At 63.6% G+C, this 22,823-nt stretch carries 22 protein-coding genes and 1 tRNA gene; 14 read left to right on the top strand and 9 right to left on the bottom strand.

From position 1 onward, the window contains the following. Positions 1-21 precede the first annotated feature (21 nt). Positions 22-1,263 carry a bifunctional glutamate N-acetyltransferase/amino-acid acetyltransferase ArgJ gene (gene argJ / locus FJ953_RS29000; protein ID WP_140565928.1) on the bottom strand — a complete coding sequence of 414 codons (1,242 nt, stop codon included), beginning with the start codon at positions 1,261-1,263 and terminating at the stop codon, positions 22-24. A 388-nt stretch (positions 1,264-1,651) separates the two neighbouring features. On the opposite strand from argJ, the gene FJ953_RS28995 reads away from it, so the two are divergent. Beyond that, positions 1,652-2,251 carry a TetR/AcrR family transcriptional regulator gene (locus FJ953_RS28995; protein ID WP_140513847.1) on the top strand — a complete coding sequence of 200 codons (600 nt, stop codon included), beginning with the start codon at positions 1,652-1,654 and terminating at the stop codon, positions 2,249-2,251. A 63-nt stretch (positions 2,252-2,314) separates the two neighbouring features. Here FJ953_RS28995 and FJ953_RS28990 read toward each other — a convergent pair whose 3' ends face one another. Beyond that, positions 2,315-3,241, bottom strand: a complete 927-nt coding sequence (locus FJ953_RS28990) for a peptidylprolyl isomerase (RefSeq protein WP_140625585.1) — start codon at positions 3,239-3,241, stop codon at positions 2,315-2,317. Positions 3,242-3,500: 259 nt separating this feature from the next. On the opposite strand from FJ953_RS28990, the gene secA reads away from it, so the two are divergent. Next, complete coding sequence (secA, locus tag FJ953_RS28985) at positions 3,501-6,233, top strand: preprotein translocase subunit SecA (RefSeq protein ID WP_140500910.1); 2,733 nt, start codon at positions 3,501-3,503, stop codon at positions 6,231-6,233. Between the two features lie 58 nt (positions 6,234-6,291). Here secA and FJ953_RS28980 read toward each other — a convergent pair whose 3' ends face one another. Next, positions 6,292-8,877, bottom strand: a complete 2,586-nt coding sequence (locus FJ953_RS28980; protein ID WP_140625594.1) for an AAA family ATPase — start codon at positions 8,875-8,877, stop codon at positions 6,292-6,294. 215 nt (positions 8,878-9,092) lie between these two features. Between FJ953_RS28980 and FJ953_RS28975 the strand changes: the two genes are divergently transcribed. The 5 genes from FJ953_RS28975 (at position 9,093) to FJ953_RS28950 (ending at position 13,406) form a co-directional block, all read left to right on the top strand. Continuing rightward, positions 9,093-9,365, top strand: coding sequence for a DUF4242 domain-containing protein (locus FJ953_RS28975; RefSeq protein ID WP_140500909.1), 273 nt, complete (start codon positions 9,093-9,095; stop codon positions 9,363-9,365). A gap of 421 nt (positions 9,366-9,786) precedes the next feature. Beyond that, positions 9,787-10,284, top strand: a complete 498-nt coding sequence (locus FJ953_RS28965; protein ID WP_140584055.1) for a hypothetical protein — start codon at positions 9,787-9,789, stop codon at positions 10,282-10,284. A gap of 58 nt (positions 10,285-10,342) precedes the next feature. Further along, entirely contained in the window at positions 10,343-10,549 is a 207-nt protein-coding gene (locus tag FJ953_RS28960) for a DUF1127 domain-containing protein (protein WP_140525446.1), read from the top strand. 176 nt (positions 10,550-10,725) lie between these two features. Next, entirely contained in the window at positions 10,726-12,126 is a 1,401-nt protein-coding gene (locus tag FJ953_RS28955; RefSeq protein WP_140513849.1) for a lipopolysaccharide biosynthesis protein, read from the top strand. Then, positions 12,126-13,406, top strand: a complete 1,281-nt coding sequence (locus FJ953_RS28950; protein ID WP_140525444.1) for a GNAT family N-acetyltransferase — start codon at positions 12,126-12,128, stop codon at positions 13,404-13,406. The genes FJ953_RS28955 and FJ953_RS28950 overlap by 1 nt, the downstream gene beginning before the upstream one ends. Before the next feature lie 576 nt (positions 13,407-13,982). On the opposite strand, the gene FJ953_RS28945 is transcribed toward FJ953_RS28950, so the two are convergent. Next, positions 13,983-14,216, bottom strand: a complete 234-nt coding sequence (locus tag FJ953_RS28945; protein WP_140625584.1) for a polymerase — start codon at positions 14,214-14,216, stop codon at positions 13,983-13,985. A 335-nt stretch (positions 14,217-14,551) separates the two neighbouring features. Between FJ953_RS28945 and FJ953_RS28940 the strand changes: the two genes are divergently transcribed. Further along, positions 14,552-14,755 (top strand): hypothetical protein, encoded by a 204-nt coding sequence (locus FJ953_RS28940; protein WP_140500899.1) that lies wholly within the window; start codon positions 14,552-14,554, stop codon positions 14,753-14,755. Between the two features lie 185 nt (positions 14,756-14,940). On the opposite strand, the gene FJ953_RS28935 is transcribed toward FJ953_RS28940, so the two are convergent. Together FJ953_RS28935 and FJ953_RS28930 are read right to left on the bottom strand one after the other, a co-directional pair. After that, the gene (locus FJ953_RS28935; RefSeq protein ID WP_140500898.1) at positions 14,941-15,150 is read right to left on the bottom strand and encodes a hypothetical protein; all 210 of its coding nucleotides are present in this window, start codon (positions 15,148-15,150) and stop codon (positions 14,941-14,943) included. A 283-nt stretch (positions 15,151-15,433) separates the two neighbouring features. Beyond that, a tRNA-Leu gene (locus FJ953_RS28930) sits at positions 15,434-15,518 on the bottom strand. Positions 15,519-15,845: 327 nt separating this feature from the next. Between FJ953_RS28930 and FJ953_RS28925 the strand changes: the two genes are divergently transcribed. Together FJ953_RS28925 and FJ953_RS28920 are read left to right on the top strand one after the other, a co-directional pair. After that, positions 15,846-16,433 (top strand): YqaA family protein, encoded by a 588-nt coding sequence (locus FJ953_RS28925; protein ID WP_140500881.1) that lies wholly within the window; start codon positions 15,846-15,848, stop codon positions 16,431-16,433. Between the two features lie 84 nt (positions 16,434-16,517). Next, on the top strand, positions 16,518-17,036 hold the full coding sequence (locus FJ953_RS28920; RefSeq protein WP_140500880.1) for a disulfide bond formation protein B: 519 nt from the start codon (positions 16,518-16,520) through the stop codon (positions 17,034-17,036). 364 nt (positions 17,037-17,400) lie between these two features. On the opposite strand, the gene FJ953_RS28910 is transcribed toward FJ953_RS28920, so the two are convergent. Further along, entirely contained in the window at positions 17,401-17,958 is a 558-nt protein-coding gene (locus FJ953_RS28910) for an HNH endonuclease (protein WP_023677956.1), read from the bottom strand. A 130-nt stretch (positions 17,959-18,088) separates the two neighbouring features. Beyond that, positions 18,089-18,730, bottom strand: coding sequence for a DNA-3-methyladenine glycosylase (locus tag FJ953_RS28905; protein ID WP_140500879.1), 642 nt, complete (start codon positions 18,728-18,730; stop codon positions 18,089-18,091). Positions 18,731-18,804: 74 nt separating this feature from the next. On the opposite strand from FJ953_RS28905, the gene gluQRS reads away from it, so the two are divergent. Both gluQRS and FJ953_RS28895 read left to right on the top strand, forming a co-directional pair. Further along, positions 18,805-19,674: a tRNA glutamyl-Q(34) synthetase GluQRS gene (gluQRS, locus tag FJ953_RS28900; protein ID WP_140625583.1), complete on the top strand. Its 870-nt coding sequence runs from the start codon at positions 18,805-18,807 to the stop codon at positions 19,672-19,674. Between the two features lie 150 nt (positions 19,675-19,824). Then, positions 19,825-20,721 (top strand): DMT family transporter, encoded by an 897-nt coding sequence (locus tag FJ953_RS28895; RefSeq protein ID WP_140560188.1) that lies wholly within the window; start codon positions 19,825-19,827, stop codon positions 20,719-20,721. A gap of 105 nt (positions 20,722-20,826) precedes the next feature. Here FJ953_RS28895 and FJ953_RS28890 read toward each other — a convergent pair whose 3' ends face one another. Further along, entirely contained in the window at positions 20,827-21,678 is an 852-nt protein-coding gene (locus FJ953_RS28890) for a YihY/virulence factor BrkB family protein (RefSeq protein ID WP_140500876.1), read from the bottom strand. A 58-nt stretch (positions 21,679-21,736) separates the two neighbouring features. On the opposite strand from FJ953_RS28890, the gene FJ953_RS28885 reads away from it, so the two are divergent. Then, entirely contained in the window at positions 21,737-22,603 is an 867-nt protein-coding gene (locus FJ953_RS28885; RefSeq protein WP_140625582.1) for an SDR family oxidoreductase, read from the top strand. A gap of 25 nt (positions 22,604-22,628) precedes the next feature. Beyond that, positions 22,629-22,820 (top strand): twin transmembrane helix small protein, encoded by a 192-nt coding sequence (locus FJ953_RS28880; RefSeq protein WP_140500874.1) that lies wholly within the window; start codon positions 22,629-22,631, stop codon positions 22,818-22,820. Positions 22,821-22,823: the final 3 nt, after the last annotated feature.

Below are 22,823 nucleotides of genomic sequence, written 5' to 3'. Positions count from 1 at the left end.
GATGTTTGGAAACCAAGTCCGTCAGCTCCGGTAGTCGCCATTGATGGCGACGTATTCCTTGGTGAGGTCGCAGGTCCACACCGTCGCCTTGCCGCGGCCGATGCCGATATCGGCGCGGATGCGGATGTCGTCGCGCTTCATATACGCCGAGGTCGCTTCCTCCGAATAGGCCGGATCGCGCTCGCCCTCATGCGCCAGCCTGTTGTCGCCGAACCAGATCGACAGGCGGTCGCGGTCAGCCGGCTCGCCGGCCTTGCCGACGGCCATGACGACGCGGCCCCAATTGGCGTCCTCGCCGGCGACCGCGGTCTTGACCAGCGGCGAATTGGCGATCGAGAGCGCGATGCGCTTGGCCGAGCGCGCCGATTTCGCGCCGGTAACGGTGACTTCGACCTGCTTGCGGGCGCCCTCACCGTCGCGCACCACTTGCAGCGCCAGCGACTTCAGCACTTTGCCGAGCGCACGGCGGAACGCCCCCAGACGGGCATCCTTGGGGTCGGTTACCTCCGGCGCGCCGCGTTTGGCGGCCTTTCCGGTGGCGAAGAGCAGCAGCGTGTCGCTGGTGGAGGTGTCGCTGTCGACGGTCACCGCGTTGAAGGTCTTGGCCGTGCCGCGCGACAGCAGATCCTGCAGCACGGGGGCGGCGATCGGCGCATCGGTGGCGACAAAGGACAGCATCGTGGCCATGTCGGGTGCGATCATGCCGGCGCCCTTGGAAATACCGTTGATGGTGACATCGGTGTCACCGAGCTTGACGGTCTGCGTCGCCACCTTCGGATAAGTGTCCGTGGTCATGATGGCTTTGGCCGCCTCGGTCCACAGGTCGGGCTTGCCGTTGCTGACCAGACCAGCCAGCAGATGGCTGAACTTGGTTGTGTCAAGCGGCTCGCCGATGACGCCGGTCGAGGCCAGGAACACCTCGCCTGGCGTGCAGCCGGCAGCCTTGGCTGCCGCTTCGCCCGTCAGCGCGGTGGAGTCCCGGCCCTTCTTGCCGGTGAAGGCGTTGGCGTTGCCGGAATTGACGACGAGCACCCGGGCCTTGCCCGCGGCAAGGTTCTGCCGGCAGAAATCGACTGGCGCCGAGGGGCATTTCGACTTTGTGAACACGCCGGCGACCGCCGTGCCGGGCTCGAAGACCATGGCCAGGAGATCGGTGCGGTTCTTGTATTTTATCCCCGCTTCGGCGGTGGCGATGCGCACCCCCTCGATCTCAGGCATCTTGGGGTATTTCTTCGGCGCGAGCGGCGAAATCGTCGTGGACATGGAACCTCGGACGGGAAAAATCGGCGGAGAAACGCCGGTTTGCCCGATACGGCGCGCCCGCGCAAGGCGTTTTGGTGGCGGCGTGAGAACCGGAATTGGCCTTGACCGGTTCGCAGCCGGCTCCGTTGCAGTTCGCTGGCACCGCCCTGCCCAGGTTGCGATCTCTCCCGAGGGCAGCTTCTGACCCTGGCCCTGGTATTTCTGGGAGCCGTTGCGACTCGGCGCGGGAGCGCGGGCAGAGTTGGTCAGCACCGATGGCGGCCTGCGCATCGTGCGGGGGGACATGGCAGGCAAAATGTCTCCTGCCTCAGCCGCCAAGAACGGGCCGTTTCGTTTCATCGCCGGATCACTTATATTGCCGGCCTAAACCGACGGCGAGGGCGACAGGATGGCCGAAGAGGCGGATACGGCGCGTAAATCCATCGGTGCGCGGCGCAATCCCGACAGCGCGGAAGCCATTCTCGATGCCGCCGAGGCGGTGTTGGTCGAGGCCGGCTATGCCGGCTTCTCGATCGAGGCCGTGGCGCGGCGGGCGCGTGCCGGAAAGCCGACCATCTATCGCTGGTGGCCGAGCAAGGCCTCGCTGCTGCTGGAGGTCTACCAGCGCCAGAAACGCGTCGATGTTCCCGATACGGGAAGACTGGAAGAGGATCTCGTCGGCTTCCTCAAGAACCTGTTCGCGCACTGGCGCGAGACGTCGTCGGGCAGCGTGTTCAGGTCGCTGATCGCCGAGGCGCAGTCGGACGAAACGGCGGCCGCGGCCCTTGCCGGCTATACAGGCGGGCGCCGGGCCCACACCGGCCAGATCATCGAGCGCGCCAAGGCAAGGGGCGAGGTCGCGGCCGATGTCGATCCGGCTGTGGCGGCTGACCTGGTGGCTTCCTATGCGTGGCGGCAGCTCCTGACCAACCGGCTCGACGAAGACGAGGCGACGATACGCAAGGTGGTCCGCTACCTCCTGCGAGGCATAGAAGGGCCCGACGGCTGAACTGACGCAAAAAGGGCGCGGCGCCCTTTGGCCGCCGCGCCCCTTTTTCGAAACCGTTCTGGTTTACTTGGCGCTTTCCAGCGTATCGACGGCCTTCTTCAAATTGGCGTCCGGGATCTCGACCTTGGCCCCGGCGCGCAGCGACTTGACCAGCGCGAAATACTTGTCGCGGATGACCGCCTGCTTGGCCTGGTCCTTGACGTCGTCGAAGGCCGGCGGCTGCTTGGTGCGCTTGTCCTCGAGCTTGATCACATGCCAGCCGAACTGCGACTGCACCGGCTGCTCGGTGTATTTGCCGACCTCGAGCGCGAAAGCGGCCTTGTCGAATTCCGGCACCATCTGGCCAGGTCCGAACCAGCCGAGATCGCCGCCACTGGTCTTGCCGCTCGGATCCGAGGTGTGCTCGTTGGCGAGCTTCTGGAAATCGGCGCCGCCGTCGAGTTGCTTGATGATTGCCTCGGCCTCTTCCTTCGTCTTCACGAGGATGTGACGGGCATGCACCTCATTGACCGGCGGCGTGTTGGCGATCTCCTGGTCGTAGCGGGCGCGGATCTCGGCGTCGGTGACCTTGTCAACGACGCCCTTCTCGACCATCTCGCCATGCAGCGCGCGCTGCTGCAGGAAGGCCATGCGGCGCTGGAAATCGGGATCCTTGTCGAGACCGGTCGAGACGGCCTGGGCGGCCATGACGCGGATCTCGATTGCGGCCGAAAGCGCCGCGGCGCGGCGTTGCTCGGCCGGGAGTTGCGCGAACTGCTGCGACAGCTCGCCTTCGGCAAGCACGAGATCTGCTTCGGTGAGGGGTTGGCCGTTGACGGTGGCAACCACTGTATTCGGATCGACCGGTGCCGCCGGTGCGGCCGGTGCCGCTGGTGGTGCCGGCTGGGCTGGTGCGGTTTCCTGCGCCATCAGCGGCGACAGGCAAAGAGCCGACAGGCCGACGGCCAGGCCGAGGCTGGCGAGCGACGCACGGCGGAACAACAAGGACATTAAGATGACTCCGATGAGGATGTGAAGGACGGGAGGCTTCCAGATCAGCCAGATTGTGGCCGAATTTGGCGCGACCGGCAGGGCCAGCGCGGCGTTGACATCAGTTGAGCCCCCTCTTATCTGTCCAACGACTTTGCGTCCAGAACCGTTTTCCGGGCGCTTTTTGCGTTGCCCGCATACAGGCGGCGCATTCACGTTGATTTGATGGGGCCGGCCGGCGCTCGTCTCAGTTTGAGAATTCTATCGAAAGGACCATTGGATGGTCAGTCTCGGCGGTCTCGCCCGTAAGGTTTTCGGCTCCTCCAACGACCGCAGGGTCAAGTCGACCCGGCCCCGTGTCGAGGCGATCAATGCCATGGAAAACGAGATGCGGGCGCTCTCCGATGCAGAGCTCGCCGGCCGCACGGAAAAATTCCGCCAGGACATCGCCAACGGCGCCAGCCTCGAGGACCTGCTGATCCCGGCCTTCGCCACCGCCCGCGAGGCGGCGCGCCGCGTGCTCGGCATGCGCCCCTTCGACGTCCAGCTGATCGGCGGCATGGTGCTGCACAATGGCGGCATCGCCGAGATGCGCACCGGTGAGGGCAAGACGCTGGTCGCGACCTTGCCCGTTTATCTCAATGCACTGGCCGGCAATGGCGTCCACGTCGTCACCGTCAACGACTATCTCGCCACCCGCGACTCCGAATGGATGGGCCGCGTCTATAAGTTCCTCGGCCTCTCGGTCGGCGTCATCGTCCATGGCCTGTCCGACGAGGAGCGCCGCGTCGCCTACGCCGCCGACGTCACCTATGCCACCAACAACGAACTCGGCTTCGACTATCTGCGCGACAACATGAAGTACGAGCGCGCCCAGATGGTACAGCGTGGTCACAACTACGCGATCGTCGACGAAGTCGATTCCATCCTGGTCGATGAAGCGCGCACGCCGCTGATCATTTCCGGTCCGCTCGAGGACCGTTCGGAAATGTACAACACCATCGACACTTTCATCATCCAGCTGCAGCCGCAGGATTATGAGATCGACGAGAAGCAGAAGACCTCCATCTTCACCGAGGAAGGCACCGAGAAGCTCGAGAACCTGCTGCGCGACGCCGGCCTGCTCAAGGGCGAGTCGCTTTATGACGTCGAGAACGTCGCCATCGTCCATCACGTCAACAATGCGCTGAAGGCGCACCGCCTGTTCCAGCGCGACAAGGACTATATCGTGCGCAACGGCGAGATCGTCATCATCGACGAGTTCACCGGCCGCATGATGCCCGGCCGCCGCTACTCGGAAGGCCTGCACCAGGCGCTTGAAGCCAAGGAGCATGTGGCAATCCAGCCGGAGAACCAGACGCTCGCCTCCGTTACCTTCCAGAACTATTTCCGCCTCTACAAGAAGCTTTCCGGCATGACCGGCACCGCGCTGACCGAGGCCGAGGAATTCGGCAACATCTACGGCCTCGAAGTCACCGAGATCCCGACCAACCTGCCGGTCATCCGCAAGGATGAGGACGACGAGGTCTACCGGACGGTCGAGGAGAAATACAAGGCGATCGTCAAGGAGATCCGCGAAGCCAGCGCCAAGGGCCAGCCGACGCTGGTCGGCACCACCTCGATCGAGAAGTCCGAGCAACTGGCCGAGCGGCTGCGCAAGGAAGGTTTTAAGGATTTCGAGGTGCTGAACGCCCGCCATCACGAGCGCGAGGCGGCGATCGTCGCCCAGGCGGGCAAGCCCGGCGCCATCACCATCGCCACCAACATGGCCGGCCGCGGCACCGACATCAAGCTCGGCGGCAATGCCGAGATGCGCATCGCCGAGGAACTGGGCGACATGCCCGAAGGGCCCGAGCGCGAGGCGCGGGAAAAGGAAATCTATGCCGACGTCGAGCGCCTGAAGGAAAAGGCGCTGGCTGCCGGCGGCCTCTACGTGCTCGCCACCGAACGCCACGAGTCACGCCGCATCGACAACCAGCTTCGTGGCCGCTCCGGCCGCCAGGGCGACCCCGGCCGCTCGAAATTCTTCCTGTCGCTGCAGGACGATCTGATGCGCATCTTCGGCTCCGAGCGCATGGACGGCATGTTGCAGAAGCTCGGCCTCAAGGAAGACGAGGCCATCATCCATCCCTGGATCAACAAGGCGCTGGAAAAGGCGCAGAAGAAGGTCGAGGCGCGCAACTTCGACATCCGCAAGAATCTTCTGAAATATGACGACGTTTCCAACGACCAGCGCAAGGTCGTGTTCGAACAGCGCATCGAGCTGATGGACGGCGAAGGCCTGTCGGAGACCATTGCCGAGATGCGCGAAGGCGTTATCGACGAGATCGTCGCCAAGGCCATTCCCGAGAACGCCTATGCCGAGCAGTGGGATGTCGCCGGGTTGAAGGCCGAGGTCGCCGAGTTCCTCAATCTCGACCTGCCGATTGAGGAATGGGTCAAGGAAGAAGGCATCGCCGAGGACGACATTCGCGAGCGCATCACGCAAGCCGCCGACGCCGCCGCCAAGGAGCGCGCCGAGCGCTTCGGGCCCGAGGTGATGACCTATGTCGAGCGCTCCGTGGTGCTGCAGACGCTCGACCATCTGTGGCGCGAGCACATCGTTAATCTCGACCATCTGCGTTCGGTTGTCGGCTTCCGCGGCTACGCCCAGCGCGATCCTTTGCAGGAATACAAGAGCGAGGCGTTCGAGCTGTTCCAGGCGATGCTGGGCAATCTGCGCCAGGCCGTCACCGCGCAGCTGATGCGCGTCGAACTGGTCCGCCAGGCTGCCGAGGCCCCGCCGCCGGAAGCCCCCGACATGTTCGGCACGCATATTGACGGTACCACCGGCGAGAACGATTTCGAAGGCGGCGAAACCGCCCTTCTGGTGCGCCAGGAAAGCAACGCCATCGTCGCCCCCGAAGACCGCGACCCCAACAACCCCGCCACCTGGGGCAAGGTCGGCCGCAACGAAGCGTGCCCCTGCGGCTCCGGCAAGAAATACAAGCACTGCCACGGCGCTTTCGCGTAAGGAAAACCTGCAGGGCTCACATTCCCGGATTTCTGATCCGGGCGAGATTCCTACGTGCTCAGATCAGCCCGGAATCGCGCGCGGCGGCGGTCGCCTCGCCACGCGAAATGGCGTCCAGCTTGCCCAGCACCGCCGAGACATGATGATCGACGGTCTTCGGTGAGATGGTCAGGTGCTCGGCTATTCTCTTGTTGGAAAAACCGCGTTCGATCAGTTGCAGGACCTGCATCTGGCGCAGCGTCAGGCCAGCTTGATTGGCGCGCGTGCTCTGCCGCGGTCCCCTTGCAATGTTATTGACGCCATTCTGCCGCATGACGGCGCGGACGTGCTGGGCGACCGGCCGGGCACCGAGCCCCTCGAATATATCCAGGGCCAGGCGCAGGGCCGGCTCGTCGCCGCGCAGCAGGGCGAGCGCCTGCTCGAACGGAGCACCCAGCCGGGCCCACAGCGTCGCGGCACCGTGCCAATCGCCGGCGAGCAGCAGGCGATAGGGCTCCGCCATGCCGGTCGTATCGCCAGGGTCGCTTTCAGGCGACAAGAGCAGCCGCCAGACGGCCAGTTCGGCGAACATCGCCCTCGTCGGCGACAGGCTTTCTGCCAGCTCGATCAGGCGAAGCGCCTCACTGGCGTCGCCTTGCCCAAGCCATGCCAGTTCGGCCATCGACGCCGTGTAAGGCACCAGCCGCTGCAGCTCCATTCCCCTGTCCAGGAACCGCTTCATTTCCTCCAGCACCGGCCCAGCCGGATCGCCTCGCCTTATGCGCAGTTTCGCCAGCGCGACCAGGGATGGGTAACGCACCAGGGCTGTCGTTGCAGCATCGTCGATGACGTCGAGAGCCATGGCCGCCGCATCGTCCCAAAGGCCGCGTCGCAAAAGCAGCTGCGCCTGCACGCCCCGCATATAGTCGCGCCAGGTCGCGAGGTCGTTCTCAACGCAATAGGCAATGCCGCGGTCGAGAAAGGATTGCGCGCGCACAAGATCGAGCTGGTTCATTTCGGCGCAGGCGCAATTGGTGAAGCCGCGTGCCGCGTGCTCCTGGAAATTCTGCACGAGTGCGATTTCAAGGCTGCGGGCGAGGTGCAGCCGGCCCTTGGCCAGGTCAAGCCACTGCTCGGCCGAACCAAGATTGTTGAGCGCGTGGCAGATTATCTCCGGCTTGTTCAACCGTTCGGCCAGAGCGACTGCCTTGCCGCCAAGCAGCAGCGTCTCATCGAGCTTCTCGGCCAGCATCGCCAGCTGCGAGAGATTGGAATAGGCCATGGCAAGCTCCGGACTGGCAGGCGCCTGTTCCAGCAGTTCCACTGCCTGGGCCCCGAACAGGTCCGCCTGTTCGCGGTCACCCACCAGATAGGCGAAGCGCGACAGGCATCTGAGGCTGTCGCCCTCCCTGAGCGTGTCGCCCAGCGCCTGCTGTAGCCGGCGCGCCTGGCTCTGCGCCTCGATGGCCGCATCGATGCGGCCGATCAGATGGCATTCAAACGCATATCCTTCGTAAAGCCTCGCCCGGTCGCTCATCGGCAGGCTGTCGGCATGCCGCAAGGCGACCTCGTAGTAGCCGGCGGCATCGCGATGCGCGCCGACGCGGGAAGCCTCGCGCGCTGCGAGCGGGGCAAGCTCGCGCACCGCCTCAAGATTCTGGGCCTCCACCGCATGGTGCACAAGCCTTGCGGTAGTCACCTCGGCGTTTTCCTGCAGTGCGGAAAGCGCGCGTTGGTTGAATTCGCGCCGACGGCTCGAGGTCAGCGCCATCTCGATGGCGCGACGGGCGATCTCGTGCCGGAAGGCGTAGCCATCGCCGAGATCGTCGAGCAAGCCATTCGAGACACATTCCGCCAGCTGGCCGGCGCTGGCGACGCCACAGAGGCCGCGCAGCGCCCAGGCATCGGCGCGGCGTGGAAACACAGACACCGCGTCGAGCATCGAGCGCGCTCCCTGCGACAGGCGCTCGGCACGCGCCAGCACGGCGTCGCGGACGCTGGCCGGCGGGATCATCTCGCTTTCGGCAGCCAGCAATTCGGTGACGAAGAAGGCGTTGCCCGCGGTGGCGCGATAGATTGCGCTGCCGTCGCGGTTGGCTGCTTCGGCAAGCGACAACACCGCCGCCTCGCTGAGCAGTGGCACTTCGATGCGCTGGACGTTGCCGGCTGGAATTTCGCCGAGCACCCGGCGCGCACGCATCTGCCCTTCGCTGCGGTCGGTGCGTGCCGTGAACAGCACCAGCATATGCGTGTTGGTGATGCGCCGGCCCAGGAAACGGACGAAATCCAGGGTCGCGTCGTCGGCCCAGTGCATATCCTCGATGACCAGCAAACCCGGCCGAGACCTCGCCTCGAAAACCTCGAGAGCGTCTGAAAACAGGGGCAGCCGCTGACCTTGGCGGTCGTCGATTGCCCGGGGCAGTGCCCACTGCGCGTCCCGGGCCAGATCATAGAGCGGTCCCAGCGGATCGGGAATCGACAGGTCCTCGCAAGCGCTGCGGAATATGGAAACGTGCTGCCCGGCACGGGTTACGAACGCCTCGACGAGTGCCGTCTTGCCGGCGCCGGCCTCGCCCAGCAATGCCGCCACGCGGCCGCGACCGCGCGCGGCCTCCGCGAGCAGTTCCTCCAACTGATCGAGTTGTGCCTGCCGTTCCAGAAGCATCGTCACTGGCCCATAAGTATCGTCGTCCCTCGACCCTTCTCCAAAATACCCCCGCTTCGGTATCCGCAGTGTGGCTCCCAGACCAAACGTCGAAAACATAGGGAATCGTCCCGCGCAATATGGGGAAAGGCTCCGATGTGCGCTTTCGACGATCGTGATTTTTCTCCAACCGCGCTCATTTCGAGCGTGAATCAGTCACAAAAGGAAGCCACTCCATGCCTCGCTATCTGATCGAACGGACATTCCCCGACGGGCTCAACGTGCCGACGAACGACGTCGGCGCGACGGCGCTCGGCGGCATCATCATGCGCAACGCCGAGAAGGGGGTCACCTGGCTGCACTCCTTCGTGTCGCCCGACAGGAACAAGAGTTTCTGCATCTACGACGCCCCCTCGCCGGAGGCGATCCGCAGCACGGCGCAGAAGAATTCGCTACCGGTGGACAAGATCACGGAGGTGAGGGTCCTGGACCCTTACTTTTATCGCTGACCCTATGGACCAAGGATGGAACAATGAGCGTGAGATCGTCCTGGGCAGCGATGGGTGTCGGCTTTCCGTGCTGTTTCCTCCCGAAACGGCAGCCGCCGTCGTGGCGTTCGACCATGCACCCTCCCGGCGTGGTCTCGCATCGCGGATTGTCTCCGCGCTGCTCGCGCCATTGCGAAGCCGGCGCAGGCGCCTGCCACCGCAAGACGATTATTTAAGGCGGGACGTCGGCCTGCCGGAGCACGAGATGCGGCGGGACTACTGGGAATATTGGTGGTGGCATCAATGAGACCGCCGCCCGGCTAGAGAGGAACGGATCGGACCCGTCCCGCAACTGACGATCCAACGCGCAGGCATGGCAGCAGCAGGGCCTTACAGGCCGGTCCTGCCGCCTGCGCGTCACCAACAACCAATGGAGAATAAAATGAACGTCAATTTCTGGCGCCTTGCCGCGCTGTCCATCATGGCGATCGCCGCCACTGCCGCATCTGCGGAGAGTGGCAATCGGCTGGCCGCCGAGGTGCGGGCGGCCAACGGCCGCTTCGTGAATGTCGCGGCGGCCACCGCCGAGGGCTATGCGCCGATTCCCTGCGCCAGCGGCATCACCGGCGGCGCCATGGGCATTCACTACGTCAATGGCGCCTATCTCAAGGACGATGCCGTCGACCTCGCCAAGCCGGAGGCCGTGATGTACGAGCCGATGGCCGATGGCAAGCTGAAGCTGGTGGCCGTCGAATATATCACCGCGAAGGGTCCTGCGTCGCTCGAAGGCCAGCTGTTCAACTTCGACAGCGCTCCCAACCGCTACGGCCTCGGCCCCTTCTACGAACTTCATGTCTGGGCCTGGAAGCAGAACCCGACCGGCGCCTTCGCCGACATGAACCCGAATGTCTCATGCGACGCCATGAAAAAGGCCGACTGACGGCACCGGCCTGCCGGAACAGTGCCGGCAGGCCTTTTACGCGTCGCGAGGAGAAACCATGCCCGAGATAGCTATCTTCCTGGCAAGGCTGCGCGCCCCACCATGGCGGCTGATGGCCATCCTCGCTTGGCTGGCGCGCGGACGGCGCCTCCGACATGAGCGGCGTCACCTGGAGGCGATGCCCGATTTCATGCTGAAAGACATCGGCATCAGCCGTTCCGAGATCGACTATGTCGCAACTCACGGCGAAGCGCGCCGCTCTTAGGCTTGGCTGGGAGTTGGACCGACAGAGCGCCTGTCTCCTGCTTGCGGCATGGAACCCACACCGGTCGTCCTCGCTGGCCTCTCTGCCATTGTGTATGCCTCTTCCACCCACCCTTTCTTAAGGTGTCTCCGCTACACCAAAGCCTGAAAAGAAGCGGAAAACGGAGAACAATCGGGGTGCGCTTTTCCGCGGCCACGACAGCCGGGCGGTTCTTGCCGCAGCGTTTGGCGCTGCGCGTGGAGCCGTTGCTTGGCCGCGTCGACGCCGTGCTGTTCACCGCCGACGAGCGCGGCGAGGCCGGCCGCATGTCGGTCATTGCCTTTTCCATCCGCATCGTCAGCGCCGTCATCGCCTTCGTCAGCCAGGTGTTGATGGCACGCTGGATGGGCTCGTTCGAATACGGCATCTTCGTCCTTGTCTGGGTGACCATGGTCATCGTCGGCAATCTCGCCTGCCTCGGCTTCCACACCTCGGTTATCCGCTTCATTCCCGAATACCGCGAGCGCGGCCTCATCGACGAGTTGCGCGGTATCGTCGTGGCCAGCCGCCTGTTCGTCCTGATCGCTTCGACGGTCATCGCCGGGCTCGGCGCGCTCGGCGTGTGGCTCGCTTCGTCATGGACTGAAAACTACTATGTCCTGCCGTTCATCCTCGGCGTCATCTGCCTGCCGATGATAGCGCTGTCGGACCTGCTGCAGGGCCAAGCCAGGGCGAACAGCTGGGCGCTGTTCGCCCTGGCGCCGACCTATCTGATACGGCCCGTGCTGATCCTGCTGTTCATGGCGCTGATGCTTTTCGCCGGCTACGCGCCCGACGCGAAGACCGCGATCTTCGCCTCGATCGCCGCCACTTACGTCACCACGCTCGCCCAGCTTATCGGCGTCACCCGGCGCATGGAAAAGCAGATTCCGGCCGGGCCGATGAAGGTGCATTTCGCACAATGGTTCATTGTCTCGCTGCCGATCTTCTTGGTCGAAAGCTTCTTTTTCCTGCTCACCAATGCCGACGTGCTGATGGTCGGCGCCTATATGGACCCCAACGACGTCGCCGTCTATTTCGCCACGGTCAAGACACTGGCGCTGGTGCATTTCGTCTACTTCGCCGTCAAGGCAGGCGTCGCTCAGCGCTATGCCCAGTTCACCCATGGCGAGCCGGAAAAGCTCGCCGCCTTCGCCCGCGAGACGGTGTCGTGGACCTTCTGGCCATCGCTCGCCATGGCGCTGCTGGTGCTGGCGCTTGGCAAACCGATGCTGATGCTGTTCGGTCCCGAATTCACATCGGGTTATCCGCTTCTGTTCCTGCTCGTCTTCGGCGTCGTGGCGCGCGCCGCCGTGGGCCCGTGCGAAAGCCTGCTCACCATGAGCGGCAACCAGAATGTCTGCGCCGCCGTCTATGCCATGACGCTGGCCTTCAACATTGGCCTGAACGTGGTGCTGATCCCGCTCTTCGGCCTGTGGGGCGCCGCAATGGCCACCGCCTTCGCCATGATCTTCGAGGCCGGCGCGCTGTCCTTCACGGTCTGGCGCAAGCTCGGCATCGTCATGGCGATCTTCGTGCCAGCCAAAGGAGCCGCGTGATGGCCGCCATCCCCTTGCTCGAGGAAACCAGCGGCGGCCCCGCCGGCGCCATGGTGTCCGGCCTTGCCGGACTGGGGCGCGACACCGACCCGGCCCATATCGAGATCCTCGCCAACAACCGGCCCGAGCGGAAACTGGCCATCTATCCGGCGTCGGCCGGGTTCGACCTCGTCGAGGAGCTGGATTATCTGTGCGCCCGCACCATCGAGCCCAACGTCTTCTTCAACCCGCGTTTCCTCGCGCCCGCAATGCCCCGGCTGGAAGACCGCGAGGTGCGTCTGGCCGTCATCCGTGACGGCGATGAATACCGCAACCGGCTACGCCTTCTGGTGCCGTTCTCGGTGGAGCGGCCGGTGGTGCCGCTCGGGGTTCCGGTCATGCGCACATGGTCGAGCCCGTTCGGCCCGCTCGGCACCCCGCTGGTCGACCGCGACGATCCGGTCGGTGTCCTCGAGGATTTCTTCTCCATGCTGTCGCGCCCGCATCTGAAGCTGCCGAAAGTGTTCGTCCTGCCCGACATCAGGCTCGACGGCGCGGTGGCGAGCCTGGTTGCCACTGTGGCCGAAACGCGTGGCCTGATGTTGGTCACCACCGGTCACGCCCAGCGTCCGCTGCTCGAGAGCGAACGCGACGCCGAGGACTATCTGAAGGCTTCGCTGCGCGCGCACCATTATCGCGAGTTCCGCCGCCTCAAGCGGCGGCTGGGTGACCTCGGTAAGCTTGAACATGTCGTGGCGCGCGGCCCCGACGAGATCCGTCACGCCATCGAGAGCTTCCTGACGCTGGAGGCGGCCGGCTGGAAGGGCCGCGAGCGCACGGCCATGGCGATCGACCGCTACCGCGCCGCCTTCGCCCGCGAGGCCGTGCACAGGCTGGCCGAGCAGGACCTGTGCCGCATCCATTCGCTGACGCTGGACGGCCGCACCATTGCGTGCCTGATCGTCTTCGTCGAAGCCGGCGTTGCCTACACCTGGAAGACGGCCTACGACGAAACTCTGGCCGGCTATTCACCAGGCACGCTGCTGATGATCGAGGTGACCAGGCAGCATCTCGACGACCCCAACATCATGATGACCGATTCCTGTGCCGTGCCCGACCATCCGGTGATGAGCAGGCTGTGGACCGAGCGCAAGCCGATGGGCACGCTGGTGATCGGCCTGACGCCGGACGCCGACCGTCTCGCCCGCCAGGCGGCCTCGCAACTGCATCTCTACCGGGAGACCCGCAACATGGCCCGCCTGCTGCGCAACCGGATGAAGAGCCTGCTCAAGAGACGATAGACGCGCTCGCATCTTCTGGAGCGCGTGGATGCTTGCTTCAAGCCTGAGCATTTGGTTGCTTCATGGGATAAACAGTCACTGTATTGATAGCGTTTATTCGCCAGCGCCTGCTTGAGCAACAGTCACAATCTTTCAACAAAGCGCGACAAAGGTGATACGATTTTGGGTATAATTCATGTCGCTTGCCGGCGGCGCATCCGTTTTTCTTCAGCGCTTTTCCTCGTGGCGGACATCAGAATTAGCTAATTCATTCGAACATATAAAGGACATTCACGGAACTTAAGTGGTAACATAAGACCTTTGGGACCAGGCCCTGGGACTTTGGTCCGCCTTCACGAAATCCGGCAGCGAGCATGAGGCTAATCTTCATTGCTCTTCAGGAACTTGAAACGGCCGACCAGATCCAACTTGAGCCACTCGTCCTCTTTCTTCCACGGCGCTTTCGGCGGTGGCGCGCGGATTGCGAGGAACAGGCGCTGAACGCGAGAAATCCACCTGCCGGAACCAGCGGGGGAGCCGCCAATGGGAAAGCTGCCGGCGCCAGAATCCTGGACGCGTAAAGCCCGCCACGGAGCCCTACGGGGACGGTCTTGGGCGAGCGAGCGCCATGTCGAAAGTGTCCGGCAGGTGAGGATGCGCGCCGGTCCGTCTCACCGAAGCCGTGGTCATCGCGTCGACCGGGAGAATAATCGACATGCGAGCATAGTGGTCCGGCCACAGCGGCTTTCCAAACAGGAAGCACACGATCGCGAGAAAACAAATCAGCAGCAGGACAGCGAAGGTGTTCGCGATGATCTCGCCAAGCTGCATGTCTTTCTCCCCGAAGTCGGACACCCGCCGCTCGCAGCAACGGCGGGCGTCCAAGGACCGTCGATGAAGGGACTTTACTCGACGGCTTCCACGCCAATGAGGAACGGCGGCTTATGTTCAGGGTTTAGGACCAATGCGTCGATGCTTCGGACTTCAGTCCCAATTGCGGGTCCGAGGAGAAGGAGACAGTCTGCCTTTCGCACCGGCTAAGCCCTCCACCAAGGTACCTGACAGCCGGGAGCACAGCCCGGCCTGCTCGCCAAGTGCCGAACCTACCGCCAAAAGCAGGCCGGGCTCCTTCTGTCGATAGTCAAGATCGTCGCCCAACGGGGAAAATGACCAGCTACAAGGTGGAGGAAATCCTGGGCGAGAGAATTATCGGCACGCACGAGGTGGCGGCTTCAAGTCCCGCAGGGGCTGCCAGACGGGCAACCGGTCATCCGATGCAACCCCGCATTCCAGGCGCGCTGTTCGTTCGGGTCACCAGATCGGAGGACGGCACGGTCGCCGAATTCAGCTTCGCGGGATTTCCGTGTTGAACCCAGATGTCGTCGGATGGGACGGCAGGAGTGGCGTTTCTTGCGACTATGGCCGGTGTCTACGCCGACCCATTGGCGCGGTTCGGCATTGATGGAACCGCCGGCTCACCCTAACCGTTTGTTTTCACGTGGATTCCGAAGCTCGTCGATGAAACCGTTTTGACCCGACTTGCACCAGAATTGCGCTAGCGTCCCAGCGGCTGTCTGGATGCCGAAACCAATTCGTCTTCGTCCCTGATCCCGGCCATGTAATTCGCGATTATGCGGGATGAAATCGCTTCGCGTTGCTGGGCCGATCGGGCGTCGAGCTTCAGCCTGTCGAACACGCGGCCAAGCAGGGCCACTTCGGAGGAATCGAAGACGCCAGCCTCCTGAGCTTTCTGACGAATCGGCATGAGTTCCTCCCTTTCAGATAAATAAGCAACAACTGATGCAAGGGGCAATCTCAGGGCCTGATATATCCACACCGAGGAACGGTCAGGCGGCCAACATAGGTCCTGAAGCGTGAAAGCGGCTACCGCATTGGACAGGCCGTCCTGCACCCTGCCGAGCCGCTCCCGGATGTCGCTCTTGCGATATCGGCTTTAAACGGCGCACGACAAACTCGAACACCATATCCGCATTTGCCGAAACGCCGATCGGGAATTAGCGGCAGACGTATCGAAGCGGCGACTGAAATGGTGCCCCTAGCCGGGATCGAACCAGCACTCCTTGCGGAACTCGATTTTGAGTCGAGCGCGTCTACCAATTCCGCCATAGGGGCTCAGGCCGGGCGGCCTGGATGGCGCGGACTATACGGTTGGAGGCCTGTTCGTCAACTGGCCTGTTGCCGATAGCCTGCGGAGCCGCGACCAAACCGCCCCTTTCGGTTTCCTGCGGGCACTGCCATTGTGCGGCGCGGAAAATCTTTCTAGACAGGCGTCGTGTCGAAGCGCCTGGCGTCCGGAAGAAGGAACGCGGCGCGCTTCGGGTCTTGGTTTCACGCATGCACCTGTTTCATCCATGCCCCTGGTTTTCTGCCTGCCCTTATGCCGGCCACGCCGTGCATGTGGGCGCCGTGCGGTAGGCATTTACGACATTAGGAGAGCCGATGCTTCGCGGACTGTACGACTGGACCTTGTCGCTGGCGGCGCGCAAATCCGCCGAATGGTGGCTGGCCTTCATCGCCTTCGTCGAGAGTTCCGTGTTCCTGGTGCCGGCCGACGTGCTCTATCTGCCGATGGCACTGTCGCGGCCTGATCGCGCCTATCGCTATGCGCTGATCGCCACCGTCGCCTCCGTGCTGGGCGGCATCGCCGGCTGGTTCATCGGCCACTACGCCTACGACGCGCTGGCGCGGCCCATCCTCGAATTCTACGGCAAGTATGACGAGTTCGAGGCGCTGCGCGTCTCTTCGGGCATCGGCTTCATCATCTTGATGCTGATCACCTCGGGCGCCGCCCATCTGCCGCCGATCAAGGTGGTGACGATCCTTTCGGGGGTCATCGGCGTCAATCTTTTGCTGTTCATCGCGCTGGCAATCGTGGCGCGCGGCGGGCGCTTCCTGCTCCTGGCCTGGCTGCTGCGCCGCTATGGCGAGCCGATCCGCGAGTTCATCGAAAAGCGCCTCGGCCTGATCGCGGGTGCGGCGGCAGCCGCCCTGATTTTGCTCTATATCCTGGTCAAATACGCCTTCTGATTCATGTCGCCCAAACCGCGCGGCGGCGTGGCGACATGGACCACAAGACCGGGCGAGCGGCGAACATAACGGACGAAAGACCCCATGACTGCGACCATGACTGCCAACACCGGACGCCAGCGGACCATGACGGCCCTGTTCCTTGCCGTAGCCATGGCCGCCACTGTCGGCTCCGCGCTCGCCTTCCAGTACATTGGCGGCTACATCCCTTGCCATCTCTGCCTGGAACAGCGCACGCCCTACTATATCGGCGTGCCGCTGATGCTGCTGGCGCTGCTTGCATCGGCGCTGCACGCGCCGGCATGGGTGGTGCGCGGCTTGCTGGCCATCGGCGGCCTGCTGATGCTCTATGGCCTTTATCTCGGCATCTATCATGCCGGCGTGGAGTGGGCCTGGTGGCAGGGCCCGGCCGATTGCACCGCGGGCGGAGGCCCGGTCGACACCGGCGGCAAAGGCGTCCTCGACGCGCTCGACAAATTCGTGCCCCCGTCCTGCGACAAGGCCGCGCTTCGCATTCTCGGCCTGTCGCTCGCCGGCTGGAACGCCATCGCCAGCCTTGTCCTCGCGGCCATCGCCTTCCGCAGCGCGCTTTCGCGCGACTGAGTCCGTTCAACCGAACGGCACGACAAGAGTTCGAGCAGAAATCCGGCGGGCCGAGTCGGATAGCGCGGCTTTCGACGTCCGAGCCAGGTCGACCCCCACTCCGTCTCGGCTCCGCCGAGCCACCTCTCCCCCGATCGACGGGGGAGAGGAATGGCGCGAACCTATTGCCTCAGGCTCCTTTCCTCTCCCTCCGGAGGGGGGAGAGGTGGCGCTGCGAAGCAGCGACGGAGTGGAGGAAGCCGGTCCTCAAAACGCGAAGCCGCTGATAAGTGAGCGCGGCCGAGCTGGTCCGATATCAGGGTATGTCAGACTATCATGGAGACAATCGCTTCAGACGGCCAGCGTCCCGAATTCTCGGACGATCTCAGGGTTCGAGTTCGACATCCCAGTACAGATAATCCATCCAGCTTTCATGCAGATGGTTGGGCGGGAACAGACGGCCATTATTGTGCAGGTCGTGCACCGTCGGCTGGTAGGGCTTCTGCAACGGCCACATCTTGGCATGGGCCGGCATCATGCCACCTTTCCTGAGATTGCAGGGCGAACAGGCGGCGACGACATTCTCCCACGTCGTAGCACCCCCGCGATGGCGGGGGATGACGTGATCGAAGGTCAGATCGTCGGGCGTGCCGCAATACTGGCACTGGAAGCGGTCGCGCAGGAAGACGTTGAAGCGTGTGAAGGCTGGATGCCGCGACGGCTTCACATAGGCCTTCAGGCTGACGACGCTCGGCAGCTTCATCGAGAAGGTCGGCGAGGACACCGCGTGCTCGTATTCGGCGACGATGTTCACCCGTTCGAGGAACACCGCCTTGATGGCGTCCTGCCACGACCAGAGCGACAGGGGGTAATAGCTGAGCGGACGGTAATCCGCATTCAGCACCAGCGCTGGAAGCCCATCCGGAGATACGGCAACCGTCACGTCGTTGGCCTCCTTGGTTCTCTAACCTGAATGGCGCGGATACTGTAAGCCCGACATGACAGGGATGTGAAGCGGATTGTCACGCGTCCGAAGGCACAAAAAAACGAGATTTTGATGCTTTTTCGCGTTTTCAGGCCGGGGGTGCGGCATCCCTGCCCTTCAATTCGCGATAATAGGACCAGAAAAGCCGCGATGCGACACCTCTCCATGGGCTCCATGATTCGGCGAGTTGGATCAGTGTTTTCTCCTGCGGACGCGGGTCGATGCCGAGCGCATGGCCGACGGCGGTCTGGAGCGCGACATCGCGCGCCGGGAAGATGTCGGGATGGCCTGCGGCGAACAGCAGATACACCTGCGCCGTCCACGGACCGATACCGGGCACCGCCGTCATGGTCGTGATTGCCTCGCCGGCGTCAAGCGAACACAAATGATGAAGATCGAGGCCGTCCGCCACCGCCTGGGCGGCGGCGAGGAGGCCGCGTTGCTTGGGTCGCGACAGGCCCGCCTCGCGAAACATGTCCTCGCCGGCGGCAAGGATCGCCAGCGGCGTCAGCGGGTCGACCAGTTTCGTCAGCCGGCCGAAGATCGCATCGGCGCTGGCGCGCGACACCTGCTGCGAGACGATGATCGAGGCAAGGCTCAAGAATCCCGGTTGGGAAAGCCGTAGCGGCACCTCGCCCGCCATGCCGCGGATCTTTTCCAGCCTTGGGTCGATCGCGCAAAGCGCGTCGAGCCCCCGGGCGATGTCGTCCAATGTGGCGATACGTTGCATGCTTTCTTGTTCCTGAACCGGCCGCACGGTAGCAATTGGCAAAACCGCCGCACAACCCGATTGCCGCTCAAGAGATGACACTCCTGACATTCCGTTTCGCGCCCAGTCCCAATGGCGAACTGCATCTCGGCCATGCCTTTTCGGCGCTGCTCAACCAGAAACTGGCGCGAGCGGTCGGCGGCCGCCTGCTGCTGCGCATCGAGGATATCGACACCACGCGCTGCTCGCCGGAATTCGAGGCGGGCATCTTTGCCGACCTGAAATGGCTCGGTCTTGCCTGGGAACAGCCTGTACGACGGCAATCCGAGCACTTCGCCTGTTATGAGACGGTGCTTGACCGGCTGATCCGGGAGGACCTTGTCTATCCCGCCTTCATGAGCAGAAGCGAGATCCGGGCTTTCATCACCGAGAGCGAAAAGCGCGACTGGCCGCGCGATCCCGACGGCGTGCCGGTCTATCCCGCCGTCGACAAGGCTCTGCCGGCGAAGGAACGCCAGCGCCGCATTGCCGAGGGCGCTCCCTTCGCCTGGCGGCTGGATGTCGATGCGGCGATGGCACGCGTCGGCAAGGATTTGTCATGGAACGAATTTTCAGACGAATCGCTTTCCGCGACGCGCGTCGTCGAGGCCCGCCCGCGCGATTGGGGCGACGTGATCGTGGCGCGCCGCGAAATCCCGACCAGCTATCATCTCGCCGTCGTCGTCGACGATGCGCTGCAGGGCGTCAGCCATGTCGTGCGCGGCGAGGATCTTTATTCCGCCACCGGGGTGCAGCGGCTGCTTCAGGAACTGCTTGGCCTGCCGCAGCCAGCCTATTTCCATCACCGGCTGATCCTGGGACCCGACGGGCGCAAGCTGTCGAAAAGCCTGAAGGACACCGGCCTTGCCGTCTTGCGCGAAGCGGGCGTGTCGGCTCACGATGTCAGGCGGATGGTCGGTCTCTGATGCAGGCGAAGGCCGAAGAGGCAGTTTGCGGAAAAGGCGGCCGGTTGAATTCCGGTGATGCATGGATCAATCGTTTCGTTTTGCGCGCCGGCTTGAACCGGACTAGAGCTTCGCCACGGCTCAATTCTCGTCAAGCGCGGTCCCCGGAAAATGCACAGCGTCAAGCGGCTCATCCCCGCCACTTTCGTCGTCCTGTGGGCGACCGGCTTCATCGGCGCCCGCTATGCCATGCCGTGGGCCGAACCGTTTACGTTCCTGGCTGCGCGCTTCGTCCTGGCGGCGGCGTTGTTCGCCGGCCTGGTGGTCGTGCTTGGCTCCAAGAGAGCCTCCCGCGAAGAGGCATTGCACGCCACCGGGGCCGGCATTCTGATGCATGGCGTCTATCTCGGCGCGGTCTTCTGGGCTATCCACAGGGGCATGCCCGCCGGGCTGTCGGCGCTGATTGTCGGCCTGCAGCCGCTGATCACGGCGGTGCTCGCCGGCAAGTTTCTCGGCGAGGCGATCCTGCCGCGCCATTGGGCCGGCCTCGCGGTCGGCCTGGCCGGCGTCGTCATCGTGCTCTGGCCAAAGCTCGGCGCGCTCGGCGGCGGCGTGACGTCAGCCACGCTGACCGCCTCGCTGGTCTCGGTGCTCGGCATGAGCGCCGGCACGATATGGCAGAAGCGTTTTGCTTCCGGCGGCGACCTCGTCGCCGCGACCATGTGGCAATATGTCGGCGGCGCTTCGGTGATGATCCTGGCTTCACTGGCCTTCGAGACCCACACGGTTGTCATCAACGGCGAATTGATCTTCGCCATGGTCTGGCTGGTGCTGGTGCTGTCGATCGGCGCCATCTTCCTTCTGATGGTGATGATCCGGGACGGCGAGATGTCGAAGGTCGCTTCGCTGTTCTATCTGGTGCCGGCGGTGACGGCCGTCATCGCCTGGGCCTTGTTCGACGAGCAGCTCAACGCGCTTCAGATTGCCGGCATGGCGATCACGACCTTCGGTGTCGGTCTGGCAACGGCGCGGCAGACCAAGGGAAGAATTGTAGAAATGAGGAATTGAGGAATTGAGGAATTGAGGAATTGAGGAAAATGGTGCCATCTGGCGCTGGGGGCTTCTTCTTCAATTCTCCAATTCTCCAATTCTCCAGTTCTTCAATTCAGCCGGTCATCCCACCCGCGCGCGTGCCTCGAGATAGCGGCTGATTGCTGCGTTGAGTTCGCCGCCGAGAATGAAGATCGCGGACACGATGTAGAGAAAGACCACCGCGATCATGATCGAGGCAAGCCCGGCATAGGTCGTCACATAGGACGAGAAATGGTCGAGATAGGTGGCGAAAATGGTCGAGCCGATCAGCCATGCGGCGAGCGTGAAGACGATGCCGGGGATCAGCGAGACGAAACGGCGCTTGCCGGCCGGCAGCCAGTAATGCACTGAAAACAGACCGCCGACGATGACGGTCGAGGCGATGACGTAGCGCCACAGCGTGATGGTGCCCGTATAGGGTTTTATCCACTCGAAATGCGCCTCGGCCAGCCGCGCCAGCAATGGCGCGAAGACCAGGAGCACGCTGATCGCCAGGAAGCCTGCCGTGGCGATCAGCACGAAGAAGATGCTCTGCACGCGGCGATAGATGATGCCGCGCGTCTCGGTGACGCGATAGGCCCGGTTGAGCGAGGTGCGCAGCGCCTCGATGCCGTTCGAGGCGAAATAGGCGGCCAGCAGCACGCCGTAGGTGAGCAGATCCGATCGTCGCACGGTGAGCACGTTCAGCACCTCTCGCGCGATCGGTTTGGCGATTTGTTCCGGCCAGGTGTCAAAGACCAGGTGCACGGCCGTGTCGGCGAAGGCTTGCGCGCCGAGGAAGCTCGCCAGCGTGGTGGCGAAGATCAGGAACGGAAACAACGCCATCAGCGAGGTGATTGCCAGATGGCTGGCCATCGCCCAGCCGTCATCGGTGTTGAAATGACCGATCGCGTCGTAGAGCACGCGGCGCAGGGCGACGATATTCCGCAACAAGAACCGCGCTCCCCTTCGATTGTCTCGACGCCGCGAATATGGGAAGGGAATGCGGCAAATGGCAACCCTTGGTCATAAGACGAATCCGTCGGCACGCGCGTTGCGCGTCATCATCGTCACCGGCGCGTCGTCCGGCATAGGCGCTTATTGCGCGCGGGCGCTCAAGGCGGAAGGCTGGCGGGTGTTCGCCACGGCGCGCAAGCCCGAAGACATCGCGGCCCTGGAAAAGGAGGGCATCGAGGCGTTCTATCTGGACTATCGCGAACCTGCCTCCATCGAAGCGCTTGCGGCATCAGTGCTGGAGCGGACCGGCGGCAGAATCGATGCTCTGTTCAACAATGGCGCCTATGCACAAGCGGGCGCGGTCGAGGATCTGCCGGTGGCCGCCTTGCGCGAGCAGTTCGAGGCCAATTTCTTCGGCTGGCACGACCTGACCCGCCGGCTCGTGCCGGTGATGCGCCGCCAGGGCCGTGGCCGGATCGTTCATTGCTCGTCGATCCTTGGCCTGGTGCCGGTACGTTTTCGCGGCGCCTATTCGGCATCCAAACATGCTTTGGAGGCGCTGATGCTCTGTCAGCGCCAGGAATTGGCCGGCAGCGGCGTGCATGTCTCGCTGATCGAGCCGGGGCCGGTGAAATCGAAGATCGCCAGCAATGGCCTCGCCTGGTTTCTCAGGAATATCGACCATGAGAATTCCGTGCATCGCGCGGACTATGAGGAGCAGTTGGAACGGATGCGCACCGGCGGCAGCCAATCGGCGCTGAAGCCGGGGCCGGAAGTGGTCCACAAAGCGCTTCGCCATGCACTTCTGTCGCGGCGCCCGCGCCCGCACTATGTGGTAACAGTGCCGGCCAAGGTCGGCGCCACGCTCAAACGCATCCTTCCGGCATCGATGCTTCACCGCCTGCTCGCCAAACGCGCCTGAACAAGAAAAGGACTGGAAACGCAAAATGGCATCCGTCTTCAACATCCTTGCCATCCTGGTCATGGTCGCCGTGGTGATCGTGCTGGTCCGGGGCCTGATCAACATGATGCGCGGCGGTTCCGGCATGACCTCCAACAAGCTGATGCAGACGCGCGTCGTGCTGCAGGCCGTGGCGCTGGCGCTGATCCTGCTGGCCGTGTATTTCACCCGCAAATGAGGA

Source organism: Mesorhizobium sp. B2-3-6 (assembly GCF_006442305.1).
Classification (GTDB): Bacteria; Pseudomonadota; Alphaproteobacteria; order Rhizobiales; family Rhizobiaceae; genus Mesorhizobium.
This window is presented reverse-complemented; position numbering and strand designations above follow the sequence as displayed.

Coding starts and splice junctions, on each gene's coding strand:
- argJ (WP_140565928.1), bottom strand. CDS start 1,263: ATGTCCACGACGATTTCGCCGCTCGCGCCGAAGAAATACCCCAAGATG.
- FJ953_RS28995 (WP_140513847.1), top strand. CDS start 1,652: ATGGCCGAAGAGGCGGATACGGCGCGTAAATCCATCGGTGCGCGGCGC.
- FJ953_RS28990 (WP_140625585.1), bottom strand. CDS start 3,241: ATGTCCTTGTTGTTCCGCCGTGCGTCGCTCGCCAGCCTCGGCCTGGCC.
- secA (WP_140500910.1), top strand. CDS start 3,501: ATGGTCAGTCTCGGCGGTCTCGCCCGTAAGGTTTTCGGCTCCTCCAAC.
- FJ953_RS28980 (WP_140625594.1), bottom strand. CDS start 8,877: ATGCTTCTGGAACGGCAGGCACAACTCGATCAGTTGGAGGAACTGCTC.
- FJ953_RS28975 (WP_140500909.1), top strand. CDS start 9,093: ATGCCTCGCTATCTGATCGAACGGACATTCCCCGACGGGCTCAACGTG.
- FJ953_RS28965 (WP_140584055.1), top strand. CDS start 9,787: ATGAACGTCAATTTCTGGCGCCTTGCCGCGCTGTCCATCATGGCGATC.
- FJ953_RS28960 (WP_140525446.1), top strand. CDS start 10,343: ATGCCCGAGATAGCTATCTTCCTGGCAAGGCTGCGCGCCCCACCATGG.
- FJ953_RS28950 (WP_140525444.1), top strand. CDS start 12,126: ATGGCCGCCATCCCCTTGCTCGAGGAAACCAGCGGCGGCCCCGCCGGC.
- FJ953_RS28945 (WP_140625584.1), bottom strand. CDS start 14,216: ATGCAGCTTGGCGAGATCATCGCGAACACCTTCGCTGTCCTGCTGCTG.
- FJ953_RS28940 (WP_140500899.1), top strand. CDS start 14,552: ATGACCAGCTACAAGGTGGAGGAAATCCTGGGCGAGAGAATTATCGGC.
- FJ953_RS28935 (WP_140500898.1), bottom strand. CDS start 15,150: ATGCCGATTCGTCAGAAAGCTCAGGAGGCTGGCGTCTTCGATTCCTCC.
- FJ953_RS28925 (WP_140500881.1), top strand. CDS start 15,846: ATGCTTCGCGGACTGTACGACTGGACCTTGTCGCTGGCGGCGCGCAAA.
- FJ953_RS28920 (WP_140500880.1), top strand. CDS start 16,518: ATGACTGCGACCATGACTGCCAACACCGGACGCCAGCGGACCATGACG.
- FJ953_RS28905 (WP_140500879.1), bottom strand. CDS start 18,730: ATGCAACGTATCGCCACATTGGACGACATCGCCCGGGGGCTCGACGCG.
- gluQRS (WP_140625583.1), top strand. CDS start 18,805: ATGACACTCCTGACATTCCGTTTCGCGCCCAGTCCCAATGGCGAACTG.
- FJ953_RS28895 (WP_140560188.1), top strand. CDS start 19,825: ATGCACAGCGTCAAGCGGCTCATCCCCGCCACTTTCGTCGTCCTGTGG.
- FJ953_RS28885 (WP_140625582.1), top strand. CDS start 21,737: ATGGCAACCCTTGGTCATAAGACGAATCCGTCGGCACGCGCGTTGCGC.
- FJ953_RS28880 (WP_140500874.1), top strand. CDS start 22,629: ATGGCATCCGTCTTCAACATCCTTGCCATCCTGGTCATGGTCGCCGTG.